This window comes from Terrabacter sp. AAH1 (assembly GCF_054456855.1).
On the sequence record NZ_JBTJJV010000003.1, the window covers coordinates 1 to 16553 of the forward strand.

Consider the following 16553-nt stretch of genomic DNA (forward strand, 5'->3'; position numbering starts at 1 on the left):
CCAAGGCGTCGATCGGGTCCGACTTCCCGCGGGTGCGCGCGACCCGGCGCTGCTCGGCCATCATCTTCGGCGGCACCCGCACCACCGCCTGCCCGGCGCCGAGCAGGTCCCGCTCCAGCCGCGCGGACAGGTGCCGGCAGTCCTCGATCGCCCAGGTCAGCTCGTCACCGAACTCGCGCCGGGCCCACCCCAACGCCTTCCGATGCCCGGCCGTGGTGGCCGCGACCGTCATCTGCCCGACCTGCTTGCCGACCCCGTCGACCGCGACGAACGTGTGCGTCCGCTTGTGCACATCAGCGCCAACAACAACCATGGTGGTTGCCTCCTTCACCTGATCAGTGACTGGACGGTTGGGCCGGTCGGCGGACACATCTCAGTGGGGGCGATGCCACGCTCCTATCAAGTCACGCCGGCCGGTCCGTCACACCGGTCGCCGGCAAAACGCATGAACGCCAACCCAAGGGCGGCACCGACGCTATGAGCCAGACAACCGATGATCAGGACCCAACCACCGCGTGAGCGGTGCTGTCACCCTGACACTGACGTCGACGCTAGGCCGAGGCGACCCAGAGCACCAATGCATGTCACTTCGACTACTCATACGATCAAGGCATGAGACCGAGCGACTTCCGTGCGGTGGTGCGTCTGCTGCCCGTCTTCGTCGTGGTCGCCGAGGTCGGCCAGGTCACCACCGCTGCCGCGGTCCTCGGTATGCCGCAGCCCACCGTCAGCCGCGCCCTGGCCCGCCTCGGCGTGCTGCTCGGGACGCCGGTCGTCGAGCGGGAGGGGAGGGGCATCGCCCTCACGGCGGCGGGCCGGGCGCTGCTGCCCTTCGCGCAGGAGGGCGTCGCCGCGCTCGAGCGGGGCGTCGACGCCGTCACCGGGTCGGGCGTCATCGGGCACGGCACCGTCGGGCTGTCCTTCCAGACGCTGCTCGGCGAGGCCGTGGTGCCGGCACTGATCCGGCGCTTCCGCGACCGGTTCCCCGGCGTGCGGTTCGAACTGTCCCAGGGCTCGCGCCAGAAGGCCCTCGACGACTTCGAGGCAGGCCGGTGCTCCGTCGCCCTCGTGGCCTCCCCGCCGGAGGTCGCCGGCGGGTCGAGCACCGTCCTCTACGACGAGCCGCTCGTCGTCGCCGTCCACCGGTCGCACCACGCGGCCGGGGCCGCGTCGGTGTCCGTCGAGAGCCTCGCCGCGGACGGTCGCGACGACCTCATCGTGCTCAAGACCGGCTTCGGTCTGCGCGGCCGCGTCGAGGAGATCTATGCCGACGCCGGGGTGCCGCTTCGGGTCGGGTTCGAGGCCGAGGACGTCCACACCGCAAGGGGACTCGTCGGCGCGGGCCTCGGAGTGGCGATCCTGCCGGCCTTCGCGCCCGAGGGTGACGTCGTGCCCGTCGCGCTCGACCACCCGCAGGCGCTGCGCACCATAGGCGTCCTGGTGCGCAACCCGGCGCACGACCCGACCGTCGCGGCGTTCGAGGAGTTCGTCGTCCGGTCGGGCCGGACGGTCGCACTGGCGGCGCTCAGCCGGACAGCGTGATGACGAGGGTGATGAGTGCGGCGACGAGCAGCCCGGCGGCGGCGATGCCGGCGACCGCGAGGGTGACCCGACGGTCGCGGCCCCGCTGCTCACGCCAGCCGAGGGTCTGGGCGGCCTCGCGGACCAGCTCGCGGCCCTCGCCGTCGGGTGCTGCCTCGTCCCAGCGGGCCGAGTGGGAGACGTCGGTGATCGACAGCTCGTGCGCCGCCTCGTCGACGCGGACCCGGTGGGTCACCACGGGCTCGAGCCCCTGCTGCCCGAGCCGGTCGGCCGAGCGGGCGTCCGCCTCGTCGACCGTCAGGTCGAAACCGTAGGGCCGCTCCACGACGAGGTAGCGGCCACCCGCGGCGACCGAGCGCACCCGCTCGATGAGGTGCTGGGTGTCAGCGGATCCTGAGGGCATGGGCACTCCATCGGTGGGCGGGCTCGCGCGTGGCTGCACGAGTGTTGTGGCACAAGGCAAACGAGCCTAGCCCTGACCGCGTCACGCCGGTGACCGAGCCCCGCTCAGACCGCCGACGGCGCGTCGAGCGCAGGCCGTGTGCCACCGAGCTCCTCGTTGACCGCCCGGGCAGCCCGGACGGGGTCGCCGTCGAGGAAGGACGCGTCGCACAGCTCGCCGACGTCGTCGCTCGCGCCGGGGCCGGCGACGTGCAGTGACGCGGACGCCGCGATGCGTCGCAGCGCCGGCCCGTGCGTCTCGAACGTCTCGTGACGGTGTGCCGAGAGCACGACCGCGTCCGGCTGGAGCGTCGCGCAGGTGAGGGCGAGCTCGGAGATCGGGGTGTCCGCGCCGAGGTAGCAGGTGCGCCAGCCGAGACGCGAGAGGGCGAGCGACATCGCCATCTGGCCGAACTCGTGGTGCTCGTCGGGCATGCAGGCCAGCACGGCCAGGGGCCCCTCGGTGCGTGCCTCGGAGTTCATGAGCAGCGACAGCCGCGACCGCAGGACGTTGCTCGCGAAGTGCTCCTGCGCGACGCCGATCGCGCCCCGGGACCACCTCTCGCCCATCGCGTGGAGGTACGGCAGGACGACGACCGAGAGCGCATCCTCGAGCTCGAGCTGCGTGAAGACCTGGCTGAGCACCCGGTGCCCGCCGGCCTCGTCGAAGCTCTCGAGGGTCTGCTCGAGCTGGTCGACCCACTCGGTGGGCGTGGTGCGTGAGGACATGGTGGAGGGCTCCTTCACGGGTGGTGCCTCGAGTGCCCGGCTGTCGGGCCCGGGAGCCGAAGCCGAACCGACGCGTCATACCCAGTTGCCCCTCCCTCGTCACACTGGCGCGGAGGGAGCCGTCCACCTCCCACCTCGTCGTGGGCGATGGACGGCTCCGGTCGGATGAGGGTCGGCTCCGTCGAGCGGTCGGACGTGGCCGGTGGTCAGACCTGGGGCAGCCGGGTGACGGAGAAGGATGCGGTCGCGGGGGACGGCACGCCGAAGCGGGCGTTGACGACCCACAGCGAACCGAGCGCGGCCGTCGCGGTCGACGGCACGTCGAGCGAGGGGTCGGTCAGCGTCTTGAGCCACTCGGCGCGCCACTTGTCGCCGTGGCGTCGCATCCGGGTGACGACGACCTCCGCGCCGCCGGCCCCGCGCACGTTGTAGAGCTTCGTGCCGACGAGCTCGAGCCCGTCGCCGCTCGTGATGGCCGGCCCACCCTTCACCATCATCCGCCGGGCGTAGCCGGTCTTGCGGTTGACCTGCCACAGACCACCGACACGACTGTTGTTGAGCACGAGCGCGCCGTCCGGCAGGCTGCGGATCCCGTTGGCGTTGAACGTGTTCGGCGGGCTTGGCGGCCACTGCCCCCGAAGGGTCACGAAGTGGGGCATGCCTCCGGTCGGCCGCCCGCTGCTCGTGAGGCGGAGCATCGTGAGCCGGCCGACGGCCGAGTCGGTGACCCACACCGAGCGCCGGGTGACGACGAGGTCGTTGAGGAACCCCGCACCCGGCACCACGGTGTCGCTCACGACACGACCGGACCTGGAGCTGACCGCCCAGACGTGGCCGACGGCACCGAGGCTGCCGACGGCCCACACGAGACCCGTGCGGTGGTCGAAGAACAGACCGCGCAGCGAGCGGCCGGCCGCCCCGGCGAGGAGCGTGCGCACCATGCCGGTGCGGAGGTTGCCCTTGACGATGCGCCCGTCGGCGACGGACCCGACGTAGAAGGTGGCGCCCGGTCCGGACGTGATGCCCTCGGGCTGCGTGCCGTTCGGGAGGGCGACGCTGTCGGGGAGGTGCCCGCTCGTGCGGCTCCTGGCGGAGGCGACCGGGGTGGTCAGCGCGGTGACGGCGACGGCGGCTGCCGAGCCGAGGACGAGGCGACGCGAGGGGGTGCCTAGCACGGCGTTGTGGTTGTCCATCCTCCATGCTGTTCCGCCGTCTCGAAAGATGTCGAGACGCTGCCGTTGAACCTTTGGCGCGGATGTGCCGTTACACCGCGACGGCACATCCGCGCCTGCTGGACCGGTCCGGTCAGCGGAAGAGGTCGAGCTTGTCGTGCTTCTCGGCGAGCAGGTAGTAGACCGTGACGCGGTTCTTCGTGCGGTCACCCTTGAGCGTCTGTCCCACCTCGACGAGCGAGGCGTCGAGGTCGGCGTCGGACCCGGTCAGGCCGAGCTTCTTCTTCATGAAGCCGTCGCGCACGCGGTCGAGCTCGCTCTTGTCGCTGAACGACACGAGGGAGGAGTCCCGCTTCTGCAGGGCGATCCCGCAGTGGCGCACGATGCCCTTGATCGCGGCGTCGTCGGCGTCGGGCGAGTACTTCTTGACGTCTGCTGCCCAGTCTTCTGCCATGTGTCGTGCCCCTCTTCGTTGAATGGCGTGAACACGGACGACGCTAGACCCAAAGCCTTCGGTTGGTGACGTCTCTTCGCTGAGAAGTCGCGACGAGACCTCCGCCCATCAGACGGTGAGCTTCGCCCAGGTGCGTGGCCCGACGATCCCGTCGGCGGTGAGGCCCCGCGACCGCTGGAACGCCTGCGTCTTCGTCGTGGTCGTCGAACCGAACGTGCCGGTCGCCGACACCCCGAAGCCGCGGTGCGCGAGCAGCTTCTGCACGGCGACGACGGCCTGTCCGGTCGAGCCCTGCTTGACCGTGGCGACGAGGGCCGTCCACGTCCTCGGCCCGACGATGCCGTCGGCGGCGAGAGCCTTCGAGCGCTGGAAGGCGATGACGCGGCTCTCGGTCGTGGGGCCGAACACGCCGTCGACGGTGAGGGAGTAGCCGCGGTGGCGCAGCAGGTGCTGGATCGCCGTGGTGCGGAAGCCGTTGGCGCCTCGCCTGACCGTCGTCCACACGATGGGCGCCGGCGCGGGTGCGCCGCCACCGATGCGCCGGGCGAGGGCCGCGAGCCGGGCGTCGCCGGGACGCACGTTGATCTCGAAGTGCATCTCGTCCTTGCGGCCCGAGTAGTCGCCGCCCCAGCGCACGACGCCGTTGCAGGCGGAGACGATGGAGTGGATCCTCGTGCGCTGCGCGGTGGAGAAGGTGCCCGCCTTGCCGAGCGGGTGGCGGGGGGCGTTGAGGTCGATCGCGGTGCCGCTCGAGTGGTTCGAGAGGGAGGTGCTGCCGGAGATGACGCGGTAGCTGTGCCCCCAGCACCAGCCCTTGACGAGCGCCTCGACCTCGCGGTCGAACCGGCGGGCCACGTAGCCGAGCACCGTGTGCACGTCGCCGCGTCGAACGCCCGCCGGGAAGGTGGCGGCGCCGACGGCGAGGGTGGCGAGCGGGATGGCGGACGACGAGCCGGCCGGCCAGCCGTTCTGTGATGTCGCGGCCTGGGCCGCGGTGCCGGTGACGCCGACCAGGCCGCCGGCGAGGAGGAGGCCACCGGCGCCGCGGATGAGCGTGCGGCGACCGAGTTCGGGCGTGGACGTTTCGTGGAGCTCACACATGACTACCCCTGCTCGTCGTTGGTGCGGGCCGCGGGTGCGTCCGCAGCGCCGAGGCTAGGGGCGGGCGCTCGGCTGGTACATGGGGAGAACTACCCGGCCGGCAGCTCGGTGCCGGAGGCCACGAGGGCGTCACCGACGGCGGTGCGCCAGTAGAGCACCTCGCGGCCCGAACGGCGCCGGAGCACGAGCCCGGCCGCGAGCAGCACCTTGAGGTGGTCGCCGACCGAGCCGATCGCCAGGCCCGTGGTCGCCGCCAGTCCGCTTGTGCTGGAAGGCGATTCGAGCACGACGAGCAGCCGCGCGCGGTTGCGCCCGACGAGCCGTTCGAGCCCGTCGGGTGCCCCGGCGTCCACCCGGGCCAGCGCTCCCGCGACGGGGTAGTAGACGGCATACCTGCTCGGGAGCAGCCAGCCGACCCAGCGCGCACGGTGGTTGACGGGCACGAAGAAGAGGTCGGCGTCGTCGGGCAGCACGCGCGAGGGCAGGTCGTAGTTGTTGATGCGCAGGTGGCCGTCGCCGACCCACTCCCGGTCGCGGCCGAGATCCCTCAGCACCGACGCCCAGCCCTGCGTCGCGAGCCGCGAGGTGCGTGAGACGACGTCGGCGCGCAGGATCCGTTCGCGGCGAGCCCAGTCGGTGGCGAGGACGTGCGTCCAGACCCACTCGAGCAGCTCGACGCCGTGCTCGGTGAGGCCGTCGCGCAGCAGCACGTCGGGCAGGTCGCGCGTGGGTGAGCTCTCGGCGAGCTGCTCGCGCATGACGGCGTCGCCGAGGTCGCGCACGTCGTCGAGCTCCTGCTCGAACGTGCGCCCGCCGGTGGCCGGCGGCAGGCAGAGCCAGTCGGAGATCCACTGCGGCCTCCAGCTGTGGTCGAGCACCACGCGACGGACCGGGTGCTCGTCGAGCATGGCGCGGAAGGCCTCGCCGTGGGCGGCGGCCAGAGCCCGCCCCTCGGGGTCGGACGGGCGCACGAGGTCGTTGAGGGCGCCCACGGTCTCGATGCGCGGCGACACGACGAAGCGGCTCCGGGCCAGCAGGTCGGCCGAGATCTGCCACGTCCCCATGTTTCGCCTCCGTCCGAAACATTAGCCCGCCGGTCGGTCGGGCGGGCACCGTGTGCGGGTGCAGACGTACCGCCAGCTCTTCTCCGTCCCGGAGTTCCGCGTCCTCTTCCTCGTCACCTGCCTCAACGTCGGGTCGTACGCCGTCGCCTCCCTCGCGCTCGGCACCATCACGTTCGCCGCCACCGGCTCACCCGTGCTCACGGCCCTCGCGATGTTCGGGGCCCCGCTCATGCGGATCGTCGGCCAGGCCCTCTTCGGGTCCGGCTCCGACCTCGTCCGCCCCCGCACCGCGCTCGTCCTCGTCGCGACGACGACCCTCGTGACCGACCTGCTGCAGGCGATCCCCGGGCTGCCGTGGGGCTGGCGGTTCGTGCTGCTGGCGGTCGGGCCGCTCATCACCTCTGCCCTCGGGGGCAGCATGATGGCGCTCGTCTCCGACATCCTCCCGCCCGACGGCTTCATCCTCGGGCGCGCGACGCTCAACATCGCGGTCGGCGGCATGCAGTTCGTCGGCTACGGCATCGGTGGCCTGCTCCTCATCCGCTTCACCACCACTCAGCTCTTCCTCGGCTCCGCTGCGGCCCTGCTGGTCGCCGTGGTGCTGCTCCGGCTCGGCCTCTCGGACCACCCGCCGCGCCACACGGGCTCGTCCGTCGTCCGGCGCACGCGCGAGATGAACCGCCGCCTCCTCGGCTCGCCCGTGACCCGTCCGATCTACCTCGCGCTGTGGGTGCCGAACGGGCTCATCGTGGGTTGCGAGGCCCTCTTCGTCCCGTTCGCGGGGCAGGGGGCCGGCTATCTCTTCGCCGTGACGGCCGCCGGCATGCTCGTCGGGGACGTCGTGGTGGGTCGCTTCCTCTCGGTCCCGTGGCGCGACAGGCTGATCGGGCCGCTTCGCCTGCTGCTGGCCGTGCCGTACCTCGCCTTCTTCCTCGTGCCGTCGTTGCCGTATGCCGCCGCGCTCGCCTTCGTGGCGTCGGCGGGCTACGCGGCGAGCCTGCCACTGCAGGAGCGGCTCGTCACGCACACCGAGTCGGGGGCCCGCGGGCACGTGTTCGGCCTGCAGGGCACCGGGCTCATGGTCGGTCAGGCGCTGGGCGCCCTGCTCGGTGGCGCGGTAGCGAGCGCGCTCGGGGTCGGCCCCGAGGCCGCGGCCGAGGCCATGGGCGTCATGGCGGTGGCCTCGGTCCTCGTCTCCGTCGCCCTCACGCCCGGCCTGCGCCGCTCCCGCCCGGTCGCCCCGGCAGTCGCCACGGCAGTCGCCCCGGTGGAGGCCGCCTCTCGCTAGGAGACGATGCCGCGCCGCCTCGCGATGGCGGCGGCCTCGGTGCGACCGGAGGCGCCGAGCTTCGACAGCAGGTTGGAGACGTGCACGCTCACGGTCTTGGTGCTGATGTAGAGCTGCTTGCCGATCTGGCCGTTGGTGAGGCCCTGGGAGAGCAGCTCGAGCACCTCCAGCTCGCGGGGGGTGAGGTCGTGCGACGGCGCGGTGCCGGCGGCACTGCGACCGCCGGCCGACCCCGGCCGCACCTCGTCGAGCTCGCGCAGGAGCGGCTCGGCCTGGAGCCGGACCGCGACCCCACGGGCGGCCTCGGCCTCGCGGCGCGAGCCCGCGGCGTCGCCGGCGCTGCGCAGGGCGGCGGCCAGGCGCGCCCGGGAGCGAGCCGTCTCGAAGACGTGGCCGTAGCGCTCGAACGCCGCCGTGCTCGTGCGCCACGCCTCGACGAGCTCGTCGGCCGTGGGTGGGTCGTCGAGCTCGACCGCGTGGCGCAGCCGGAGCACCTCGGCCTCGAGGCGCGACGTCCACGCCCACGTCTCGCGGCTGGTGTCCTCGAGCGACTCAGCGGCGGACCGCTCGAACTTCGGGCGGCTCGCCTTCTCGACGGCGGGTCGCAGCTCGCCGATCTCGCGACCGCGCTGCGTGAGCTCGTCGACGAGCGCGACGGCACGCTCTCGGAGGGGAGGGTCGGCGGTGGGCGCGAGGCGGGCGACCTGGCCGGCGAGCAGCGCAGCGAGCCGGACGACGGCGTGGTACTCGCCCCACGCGGCATCGAGGGTGCGGACCGCGGCCTCGGTGAGGTCGAGCAGGCCGGTGAGGTCGCCGGCGTCGCCGAGCACGTCGACGGCGGGCATGACCGTGAGGACGACGCACAGGCCGTCGACCGGCCACCACTCGCGCAGGGCGTCGAAGAGATCGGGGTCGATGGGCTCACCGCGACCGGCCCGGACCAGCAGCATCGCGCCGGTGAAGATCGTGCGACCCGGCTGCGGCGCGGGGCGTCCGGCGAGGTCGAGGCGTCGGACAGAGCCGTCCCAGTCGGCGAGCTCGTAGGCGGTGATGCCGCCGAGCAGCCGGCACTCCTGGCCCCACGGCGCCCACTCGCGGTGCAGGCGTCGGGCGACGTCGGCGCCCCGGTCGTAGAGGGAGAGGGCGCCCGGCAGGTCGCCGCGGCGGTGGGCCAGCGAGGCGAGCTGGTGCAGGGCGCGAAGCAGCAGCGGGTCGTCCGGGTCGATGTCGTCGACGAGGGCGCGGAGGTGGGTCTCGACGGCGGCGAGGTCCTCCTGGGCCTCGAGCACTCGCGCCATGATGGTGCGCACCTCGGCGACCGCGCCCACCATGCCGAGACGCTCGGCGAGGAGCGAGACCTCGTTGCCCACGACCGCCGCCTCGATGAACGAGCCCTGGTCGACGAGGGCCTGCACCCGAGCGACGAGCACGCGGACCCGGCGCTCGCCGGCCTCGTCGCCGAGCAGGCACATGGCCTCGTCGGTGAGGGCGATCGAGTCGACGGGCAGGTCGAGGATGCGGGCCCGGATGACGAGCGTCGACAGCAGGTCGGCCCGGACGAGGGGGTCCTGTGCGGTGCCGGGATGGTCGAGGCGGTCGCGCAGCAGGTCCATGGCGCGCACCGACTCGCCCGCGACCATGGCTGCCCGTGAGGCGCGCAGGGTCACCTCGTCGCGCTCGGCGTCGTTCTCGTCGAGCCACGTCAGGGCGCGCTCGAAGTGCAGCAGGGCCTCCTGCGGGCCACCGACGGCCATCGCGGCCTCGCCCGCTGCCCGGCTCGCGCGCACCGCGGTCGGCAGGTCGCCGACCGCGGCAGCGTGGCGCGCCAGCTCCGACGCGGGAGCGAGGTCGGGGCGCTCGGCGAGCACGGCGGCATACGCCCGGTGGAGCCTGAGGCGCTCGCCCGGGAGGAGGCCGTCGGCGACGGTCTCGCCCAGGAGCGCGTGGCGGAACGTGTAGGCCGGGGGCCAGCGCGCCTCGAGCACGTGGTGCTCGACAGCGGAGGCGAGCGCGGTCTCGAGCGTCTCGTCGGGCAGGTCGAGCACCTTCGAGAGCAGCTCGTGGTCGATGAACTGGCCGCCCTTGAGGGCGATGGCGCGCAGCACCCGCTGGGCGGTGTCGTCGAGCTGCTCGACGCGGGCCCGGAGTACGCGGCTCAGGCCGCCGGTCAGGGTCTGGCCCGCCGCGGCGCTCGCCACGAGCTCCTCGGCGAAGAACGGGTTGCCCTCGGAGCGACGCGCGATCTCGGCGGCCGTCGTCGCGTCGGTGGGGGCGCCCTCGATGCCGGAGACGAGCTCTCGGACGGCATCGGCGGGCAGGGGTGCGAGCTCGACGTGCTCGAGCCCGGCGATGCGGGCCCAGACGGCGAGGGTGTCGTGGAGCGGGTGCCGGCGGTAGAGGTCGTCGGAGCGGTAGGTCACGACGAGGCCGACGGCCTTGGCGAAGCCGCGCGTCAGCAGCAGGGTGATGAGGTCGCGCGACGAGTGGTCGGCCCAGTGGACGTCCTCGACGACGACGAGGGAGGGCTGTGCGTCGCCGAGCGCCGACAGCAGGGCGTGCACCGCCTCGGCCACCTGGCCGGGGTCGGTGGTGCGGCCGGCGCGCTCGGGGTCGTGCGACTCGGGGCGGCCGGGCAGGAGGTGGCCGAGGCTCGGGTGGGTGACGAGCACGCGCTCGACGACCTCGGGGTGCCCGGCGTCGACGGCACCGGCGAGCTCGACGAACGGCAGGTAGGCGAGGCTGCTGCCTGCCTGCCCCACGCAGTGCCCGACGGCGGTGAACCAGCCGGAGTCCTTGGCCTCGGTGACGAGCTGCCCGACGAGACGCGACTTGCCGATGCCGGCGTCGCCCGACAGCACGACGACGCCACCGGGCTGGCCACCCGGGGTCGGGCGCAGTCCGATGGCGTCGGCGAGATGGGAGAGGTCGGAGTCCCTCCCGATGAGGGGGCCGGTGCTGAGCGGCATACGCGGAATTCTCGCGTACTCCGCCGACAGCGCGAGGACGGTGGACGACACGGTGCGTGTCGCCGTCGTCACCGCGTGCGGCCCGGGTTGTTCTCCTCACGGGAGATCCGCGCCAGCGTGCGTCGCATGATCTCGAGCGACGAGCTGCTGCGGGGGCGGCGACGCTGCGGGTAGCGGGCCTCGATCTCGGCCTGGACGGTGCGGTAGTCGTAGAAGTGAGTGGTCACGGTCTTTCCTCTGTTCGTGCCTTTTCTGGACTCCTCCAGAGTCGGCTCCTGAGGTAGACCCCCACATCGGGTGAGCTCCCTATCCGTGCGCGCCCACTACCTCAGATCCGCGGTGCCGCCCTACCTCAGACAGGCCCGCCGGCTACCTCAGCCGAGGACGAGGGTGGCGGCGATCGCGAACATGACGAGCGCGATGACGACGTCGAGCACGCGCCACGTCGCGGGACGGGCGAAGAGCGGGGCGAGCAGGCGGGCCCCGTGGCCGAGCGCGGTGAACCACATGATGCTGGCGGCGATCGCGCCCGCGGTGAACCACCAGCGTCCGTCGGGTCCCTGCTGGTTGGCGATGGAGCCGACGAGCAGCACCGTGTCGAGGTAGACGTGCGGGTTGAGCCACGTGAGGGCGACGACGGTGGTGAGCACGCCCCGGCGCGACGTGGCGGTGCCGTCGGCCTCGAGGGCCTTGGGGTGTCGCGCGTTGCGCAGGCACAGCAGGCCGTACCCGACGAGGTATGCCGCCCCGACCCACCGCACGACGGTGAGCAGGGTGGGGTGGGCCGTGACCAGACCGCCGACGCCGAGGACCCCTGCGACGACGAGCACCGCGTCGCTGAGGGCGCACACGGTCACGACGAGGCCGACGTGCCGGCGCGTTAGCCCGGTGCGCAGCACGTAGGCGTTCTGCGCCCCGATGGCGATGATGAGCGAGGCCATCGTGAGGAAGCCGGGCAGGAGGGAGGTCACCGTTCGACGGTACGGGCCGACAGCAATTCAGTGAAGCGAAGGATTCTTCCGCATCATTAGCATGACTTCATGAGGTTGCAGCCCGAGCACCTGGCGACCCTGCTCGCCATCGTCGACACCGGCACCTTCGACGCGGCGGCGCGGCGCCTGCACGTGACGGCGTCTGCCGTGAGCCAGCGCGTCAAGGCCCTCGAGGCGGAGGTGGGGCAGGTCGTCGTCGTGCGCGCCAGCCCGTGCCGTCCCACCGCCGCCGGTGAGGCGCTCGTCCGCCTCGCCCGTCAGCAGGGACTGCTCGAGGCCGAGGCGCTCGCCGGCCTGTCGTCCGGCGCGGAGGGGCGCGTCGACCTGCCCGTGGCCGTCAACGCCGACTCGATGTCGACGTGGTTCGGGGCGGTGTTCGGCGACGTGGCCGGTTGGCCCGACGTCGTGATCCGGGTGCACGTCGAGGACCAGGACCACTCGGCGCGGCTGCTGCGGTCGGGCGAGGTGCTCGCCGCGGTGACGTCGGACCCGTCGCCGGTGCAGGGGTGCTCGACCGAGCCACTCGTGACGATGCGCTACCTGCCGGTCGCGCGGCCCGAGCTGGTCGAGCGCCACCGCGCGGGTCGCGGGATCGACTGGGGCGCAATGCCTCTCGTCAGGTTCAATGGTAAGGACGACATCCAGCAGCGGATCCTCGAGAGGCATCGCGCCAGCTCGGCGCCGCCGACCCACGAGGTGCCCGACGGCACCGGGTTCGCCACGGCCGTGCGCGCAGGGCTGGGGTGGGGTGCGTTGCTGACCTCACAGCTCGACTCGGCCCTCGACTCGGGTGAGCTCGTCCGGCTCGGCACGCGAGACCACGTCGACGTGCAGCTCTACTGGCAGCGCTGGCGCCTGCCCTCCGAGCACCTCGACCGGCTCAGCGCCTCCGTCAGGGCTGCTGCTGCGACGGTGACGTCCCCGCGGAATGCTCGTCCAGCCACTCCCGCCAGGCGGCATACCCGCCGATGACGTCGGTGGCACGGTGGATGCCGAGCTCCTGCAGGGCGGCTGCGGCGAGGCTCGAGGTGTAGCCCTCCTGGCAGAGCACGATGACGGGCAGGTCGTGGCTCGCGAGGGGCAGCGAGGCGTCGCTCGCCGGGTCGAGGCGCCACTCGAGCACGTTGCGCTCGATGACGACGGCGAACGGCAGCTCGCCCTCGGCCTCGCGCTGGGCGGCGGGGCGGATGTCGACGATGACGGCGCCGTGGGCGCGAGCGGCGTCCGCCTCGGCCGGCGTGACCCGGTGCAGGTGCGTGCGCGCCTCGGCCAGCACCTCGTCGATGGTGCGTGGTGGGCGTCCGGGGGTGGGGTCCTGGCTCACCAGTCGACTCCGATCTCCTCGTGCTCCTCGACCTCGAGGACGCCGTCGACGGCACGGTAGTTCGTCATCGCCGTCAGCTTCGGTGCGTAGACGTGCAGGCTCACCGCAGGGTCGGAGCCGGCGTTCGTGACGCGGTGCAGGTGGCGGGTGCCGAAGGTGCGCTGGTCGCCGGGCGTGAGCAGGACGCCGGGACCGGTGACCCGGCGCGAGCCGTCGAGGTCGACCGCTGCCTTGTAGCCGGCGACCTCCTCGGTGAGCACGCCCTGGAGCACGACGAAGGAGCCGGCGCTGCCGCCGTGGTCGTGCCACGGCGTGCCCTGGCCCGGAAGCCACGTCAGCAGCCAGGCCTCGTGGTGCTCGTCGGCGAGCAGGCGGGCGTAGTAGCGGGTGATGGGGTCGAAGTCGACGACTCCCTGCCAGACGGAGCGCTGGCGGGCGAGTCGTCGGGCGGTGTCGGCGAGGTCGACGGGGATGCGCTGGGCGCCGCGGGACATGGTGAGGGCCTTTCGGGGTGGGTGGGGTGTGCGGGTGCGGCGGCGCTCGGGAGGGGTCGGCAGCCCGGTATCAGGCTGGGCGACGGCTCCCGAGCGGGCTACAGGCACACATTCGGCCGTCCCGGCAGCGCGGGTACGCGATGGGCGCGGAGTGGTGGGGGCGGTTCCCTCGCCCACTCACATAACCATTCGTACTCATAATGAAAACGCTAACTTATGCGATCCCGCCAGGCAAGCGGAAGGTTTGCCATTAGGTAAGGCTTACCTATCTAATGTGGGGCGTGCTGAACGCCCTGACGACTCCCACGACTGCGCCCCCGGCCGCACCGTGGCTCGACCTGCCCGGCGACCCGCGCGCCGCCGCTGTCGTGCTGGGCGACCGCGTCGTGAGCCGTGCCGAGCTGCGCGACCTCGTCGAGGACGCCGGGCGGCCCCTGGCCGGGACCCGCCGCCTCGTGCTCGTCGCCATGCAGAACCGGCTCGACTGCCTCGTCGCCTACCTCGCCGCCCTGCGGCAGGGGCACGCCGTCCTGCTGGCCGCCGGCGACCGGCCCGACGTCCTCGAGGGTCTGCGCGCCGCCTGGGACCCCGACATCGAGATCTCCGCAGTGGGGGAGGTCGACGTCCGTCGTGACGCGCCGGCGGCTCCCCTGCACCCCGACCTCGCGCTGCTGCTCAGCACGAGCGGCTCGACCGGCTCACCGAAGCTCGTGCGCCTCTCCTACGACAACCTGACCGCGAACGCCGAGCAGATCGCCGAGTTCCTCCAGATCCGAGAGACCGACTGCGCCGCCACGACGCTGCCGCTGCACTACTGCTACGGCCTGTCGGTCCTGCACAGCCACCTCGTCCGGGGCGCCGGCATCGCGCTCACCGACCTCGCCGTCGTCGACGAGTGCTTCTGGGACCTGGCGCGGCGGGCCGGGGTCACCTCGTTCGCCGGGGTGCCGTGGACCTTCGAGATGCTCGACCGGTCGGGCTTCTCCGGCGTCGACCTCCCGCGCCTGCGCTACGTCACCCAGGCCGGTGGTCGCCTCGACCCCGAGCGCGTGCAGCACTGGGCCCAGCTCGGTCGCGAGAGCGGCTGGGACTTCTTCGTCATGTACGGCCAGACCGAGGCGACCGCCCGGATGTCCTACCTGCCGCCCGACCTCGCCCTGAGCAGCCCCGGCTCCATCGGCGTGCCCGTTCCCGGCGGCAGCCTCGAGGTCGTCGACGGCGAGCTCTGCTACACCGGGCCCAACGTCATGCTCGGCTACGCGGAGCGCCCGGCCGACCTCGCGCTCGGTCGCACGACCACCCGGCTGCGCACCGGCGACCTCGGCCGGGTGGGCCCTGACGGCCTCTTCGAGGTCACGGGCCGCTCCAGCCGACACGTCAAGGTGCTGGGTCATCGCGTCGACCTCGACGTCGTCGAGCGCCGCCTCCGGGACGGCGGACGTGACGTGCGCGTGGCCGGCCGTGAGGGCCTGGTCGCCGTGTCGGTGCGTGGCGGCGAGCGCTGCGGTGCAGGGTCCGGCGTCGACCACGGTGCGGTGCGGCGTGCCGCCGCCGCGGCGGGTCACGTGCCCCTCGGCGCCGTACGCGTCGTCGAGGTCACCGAGCACCCCACCCTGGCGGGTGGCAAGGTCGACCTGCAGGCCATCATGGCGCTGGGCGAGGGAGGCACCGCCACCTCGTCGTCACCCGAGGTGGACGGGGAGGGCGGTTCGGTCGCGCGCATGTATGCCGCAGCCCTGCACCGCGACACAGTGCCCGCCGACGCGACCTTCGCGTCGCTCGGTGGCGACTCCCTCAGCTACGTGGAGGTGTCGCTGAAGCTCGAGGAGCTGCTCGGCGACCTGCCGCCGTCGTGGCACGTGACGCCGGTCGGCCGGCTCCAGGAGCAGGCCGACGACGCCCTCGCTGCGACCAGGCGCGGCGCGTCGGGGGACGACGGCAGCCGGCCGCGCGCGGACCGCGGTGTCGCGGGGGCGGGGCCGACGGCATACGGCAGGGGTCGACGTGCCGGTGTCGGGCGACGACGCACCGTCGAGACCGGGGTGTGGCTCCGGGCGCTCGCGATCCTGCTCATCGTCGGCACGCACGCCGACCTCTTCGCGCTGCAGGGCACCGCGCACGCGCTGCTCGTGCTCGTGGGCTTCAACGTCGCGCGGTTCGCGCTCGCGGCGCCGCAGCGGGCCGCCCGGCTCCGGGCCCTCGGGCGCGGCCTGGTGAGGATCGTGGTCCCCACGCTCGCCGTCATCGTGCCCGCGCACCTCGTGTGGGGCGACTACGAGACCCGCAACCTGTTCCTGCTCAACTGGGCGTTCGGCGAGCAGCGTCTCGGGCCACCATGGCGCTTCTGGTTCATCGAGGCGCTCGTCTTCGCCCTGGTCGTCGCGATCGTGCTCACGGCCGTCCCCGCGGTCGCGCGGCTCGAGAAGCGCTGGCCCTTCGGCCTGCCTGTCACGCTGACCCTGGCCGCCTTCACCCTGCGCCTCCCGCTCTTCGAGCTGCCCGTGCCGCGCATGCAGGGCTCGGCCCTCGTCGTCCTCTTCCTCTTCTTCCTCGGCTGGGCCATCGCGCGGGTCAGCACGCCCCGGCACCGGTGGTGGGTCACCGTCGCTGCGGTGCTGCTCGTCGGCACCTTCTCCGGCAATCCTGCCCGCGACGTCCTGTCGCTCGCGTTCGTGCTCGCCCTCGTGTGGAAGCCGACCACCCGTCTGCCGGCGTGGCTCGTGCCCGCCGTGCAGGTGCTGGCCGCGAGCTCGCTCTACGTCTACGTCATCCACTGGCAGGTGCTCGAGCACCTGTGGGGTCGGCCCGTGCTCGCGTTCACCGGCTCGATGGTCGTGGGTGTCGCGTACTGGCTGCTGTGGACGCGCGTGCTGCCGTGGGTCGGCGAGCGGCTGGCGCGGGTCGGAGCGTGGCCGGCGTGGCGGCAAGTCGCGCACACCTGACCGGAAACCCTGCGGCGCCGTGTCGGTGCCGGCGTCTACGGTCT

At 72.9% G+C, this 16553-nt stretch carries 16 protein-coding genes; 4 read left to right on the top strand and 12 right to left on the bottom strand.

Annotated elements, in window-relative coordinates:
• Positions 1-331 (bottom strand): IS110 family transposase (locus tag ACXR8F_RS06045; RefSeq protein WP_458799173.1); only part of this gene is annotated, 331 nt, incomplete at its 3' end.
• Between the two features lie 281 nt (positions 332-612).
• On the opposite strand from ACXR8F_RS06045, the gene ACXR8F_RS06050 reads away from it, so the two are divergent.
• Complete coding sequence (locus ACXR8F_RS06050) at positions 613-1542, top strand: LysR family transcriptional regulator (RefSeq protein ID WP_045192891.1); 930 nt, start codon at positions 613-615, stop codon at positions 1540-1542.
• On the opposite strand, the gene ACXR8F_RS06055 is transcribed toward ACXR8F_RS06050, so the two are convergent.
• The 6 genes from ACXR8F_RS06055 to ACXR8F_RS06080 all read right to left on the bottom strand — a co-directional run bounded on the left by ACXR8F_RS06055 (position 1526) and on the right by ACXR8F_RS06080 (position 6503).
• Positions 1526-1945, bottom strand: coding sequence for a hypothetical protein (locus tag ACXR8F_RS06055; protein WP_458799174.1), 420 nt, complete (start codon positions 1943-1945; stop codon positions 1526-1528). The two genes, ACXR8F_RS06050 and ACXR8F_RS06055, sit on opposite strands and share 17 nt — an antisense overlap.
• Positions 1946-2049: 104 nt before the next feature.
• Positions 2050-2712 (bottom strand): cobalamin B12-binding domain-containing protein, encoded by a 663-nt coding sequence (locus ACXR8F_RS06060; protein ID WP_052677499.1) that lies wholly within the window; start codon positions 2710-2712, stop codon positions 2050-2052.
• Between the two features lie 206 nt (positions 2713-2918).
• Positions 2919-3905 (bottom strand): NHL repeat-containing protein, encoded by a 987-nt coding sequence (locus ACXR8F_RS06065; RefSeq protein WP_045192893.1) that lies wholly within the window; start codon positions 3903-3905, stop codon positions 2919-2921.
• 112 nt (positions 3906-4017) lie between these two features.
• Positions 4018-4338: a DUF2853 family protein gene (locus ACXR8F_RS06070; RefSeq protein ID WP_458799175.1), complete on the bottom strand. Its 321-nt coding sequence runs from the start codon at positions 4336-4338 to the stop codon at positions 4018-4020.
• A 108-nt stretch (positions 4339-4446) separates the two neighbouring features.
• Entirely contained in the window at positions 4447-5439 is a 993-nt protein-coding gene (locus ACXR8F_RS06075) for a peptidoglycan-binding protein (RefSeq protein ID WP_052677500.1), read from the bottom strand.
• An 89-nt stretch (positions 5440-5528) separates the two neighbouring features.
• The gene (locus ACXR8F_RS06080; RefSeq protein WP_045192895.1) at positions 5529-6503 is read right to left on the bottom strand and encodes an ArsR/SmtB family transcription factor; all 975 of its coding nucleotides are present in this window, start codon (positions 6501-6503) and stop codon (positions 5529-5531) included.
• A 58-nt stretch (positions 6504-6561) separates the two neighbouring features.
• On the opposite strand from ACXR8F_RS06080, the gene ACXR8F_RS06085 reads away from it, so the two are divergent.
• Complete coding sequence (locus ACXR8F_RS06085) at positions 6562-7791, top strand: MFS transporter (protein WP_045192896.1); 1230 nt, start codon at positions 6562-6564, stop codon at positions 7789-7791.
• On the opposite strand, the gene ACXR8F_RS06090 is transcribed toward ACXR8F_RS06085, so the two are convergent.
• The 3 genes from ACXR8F_RS06090 to ACXR8F_RS06100 form a co-directional block, all read right to left on the bottom strand.
• Positions 7788-10808 carry a helix-turn-helix transcriptional regulator gene (locus tag ACXR8F_RS06090; RefSeq protein WP_458799177.1) on the bottom strand — a complete coding sequence of 1007 codons (3021 nt, stop codon included), beginning with the start codon at positions 10806-10808 and terminating at the stop codon, positions 7788-7790. The genes ACXR8F_RS06085 and ACXR8F_RS06090 overlap by 4 nt on opposite strands.
• Positions 10809-10825: 17 nt before the next feature.
• Positions 10826-10984, bottom strand: a complete 159-nt coding sequence (locus tag ACXR8F_RS06095; protein WP_458799178.1) for a hypothetical protein — start codon at positions 10982-10984, stop codon at positions 10826-10828.
• A gap of 147 nt (positions 10985-11131) precedes the next feature.
• The gene (locus tag ACXR8F_RS06100) at positions 11132-11728 is read right to left on the bottom strand and encodes a LysE/ArgO family amino acid transporter (RefSeq protein ID WP_458799179.1); all 597 of its coding nucleotides are present in this window, start codon (positions 11726-11728) and stop codon (positions 11132-11134) included.
• A gap of 69 nt (positions 11729-11797) precedes the next feature.
• On the opposite strand from ACXR8F_RS06100, the gene ACXR8F_RS06105 reads away from it, so the two are divergent.
• A complete protein-coding gene (locus ACXR8F_RS06105; protein ID WP_458799180.1) occupies positions 11798-12721 on the top strand; it encodes a LysR family transcriptional regulator ArgP in 924 nt (307 codons plus the stop codon).
• Here the strand turns inward: ACXR8F_RS06105 and ACXR8F_RS06110 are convergent.
• Positions 12642-13073, bottom strand: a complete 432-nt coding sequence (locus ACXR8F_RS06110; RefSeq protein WP_458799181.1) for a rhodanese-like domain-containing protein — start codon at positions 13071-13073, stop codon at positions 12642-12644. The genes ACXR8F_RS06105 and ACXR8F_RS06110 overlap by 80 nt on opposite strands.
• The gene (locus tag ACXR8F_RS06115) at positions 13070-13567 is read right to left on the bottom strand and encodes a cysteine dioxygenase (protein ID WP_458799182.1); all 498 of its coding nucleotides are present in this window, start codon (positions 13565-13567) and stop codon (positions 13070-13072) included. Before ACXR8F_RS06115 ends, ACXR8F_RS06110 begins: the two co-directional genes overlap by 4 nt.
• A 281-nt stretch (positions 13568-13848) precedes the next feature.
• On the opposite strand from ACXR8F_RS06115, the gene ACXR8F_RS06120 reads away from it, so the two are divergent.
• On the top strand, positions 13849-16509 hold the full coding sequence (locus ACXR8F_RS06120) for an AMP-binding protein (RefSeq protein ID WP_458799184.1): 2661 nt from the start codon (positions 13849-13851) through the stop codon (positions 16507-16509).
• Positions 16510-16553 lie beyond the last annotated feature (44 nt).

What these genes read in the sequence shown, in the direction of transcription:
- ACXR8F_RS06050 (WP_045192891.1), top strand. Translation starts at nt 613, where the DNA reads ATGAGACCGAGCGACTTCCGTGCGGTGGTGCGTCTGCTGCCCGTCTTC.
- ACXR8F_RS06055 (WP_458799174.1), bottom strand. Translation starts at nt 1,945, where the DNA reads ATGCCCTCAGGATCCGCTGACACCCAGCACCTCATCGAGCGGGTGCGC.
- ACXR8F_RS06060 (WP_052677499.1), bottom strand. Translation starts at nt 2,712, where the DNA reads ATGTCCTCACGCACCACGCCCACCGAGTGGGTCGACCAGCTCGAGCAG.
- ACXR8F_RS06065 (WP_045192893.1), bottom strand. Translation starts at nt 3,905, where the DNA reads ATGGACAACCACAACGCCGTGCTAGGCACCCCCTCGCGTCGCCTCGTC.
- ACXR8F_RS06070 (WP_458799175.1), bottom strand. Translation starts at nt 4,338, where the DNA reads ATGGCAGAAGACTGGGCAGCAGACGTCAAGAAGTACTCGCCCGACGCC.
- ACXR8F_RS06075 (WP_052677500.1), bottom strand. Translation starts at nt 5,439, where the DNA reads ATGTGTGAGCTCCACGAAACGTCCACGCCCGAACTCGGTCGCCGCACG.
- ACXR8F_RS06080 (WP_045192895.1), bottom strand. Translation starts at nt 6,503, where the DNA reads ATGGGGACGTGGCAGATCTCGGCCGACCTGCTGGCCCGGAGCCGCTTC.
- ACXR8F_RS06105 (WP_458799180.1), top strand. Translation starts at nt 11,798, where the DNA reads ATGAGGTTGCAGCCCGAGCACCTGGCGACCCTGCTCGCCATCGTCGAC.
- ACXR8F_RS06115 (WP_458799182.1), bottom strand. Translation starts at nt 13,567, where the DNA reads ATGTCCCGCGGCGCCCAGCGCATCCCCGTCGACCTCGCCGACACCGCC.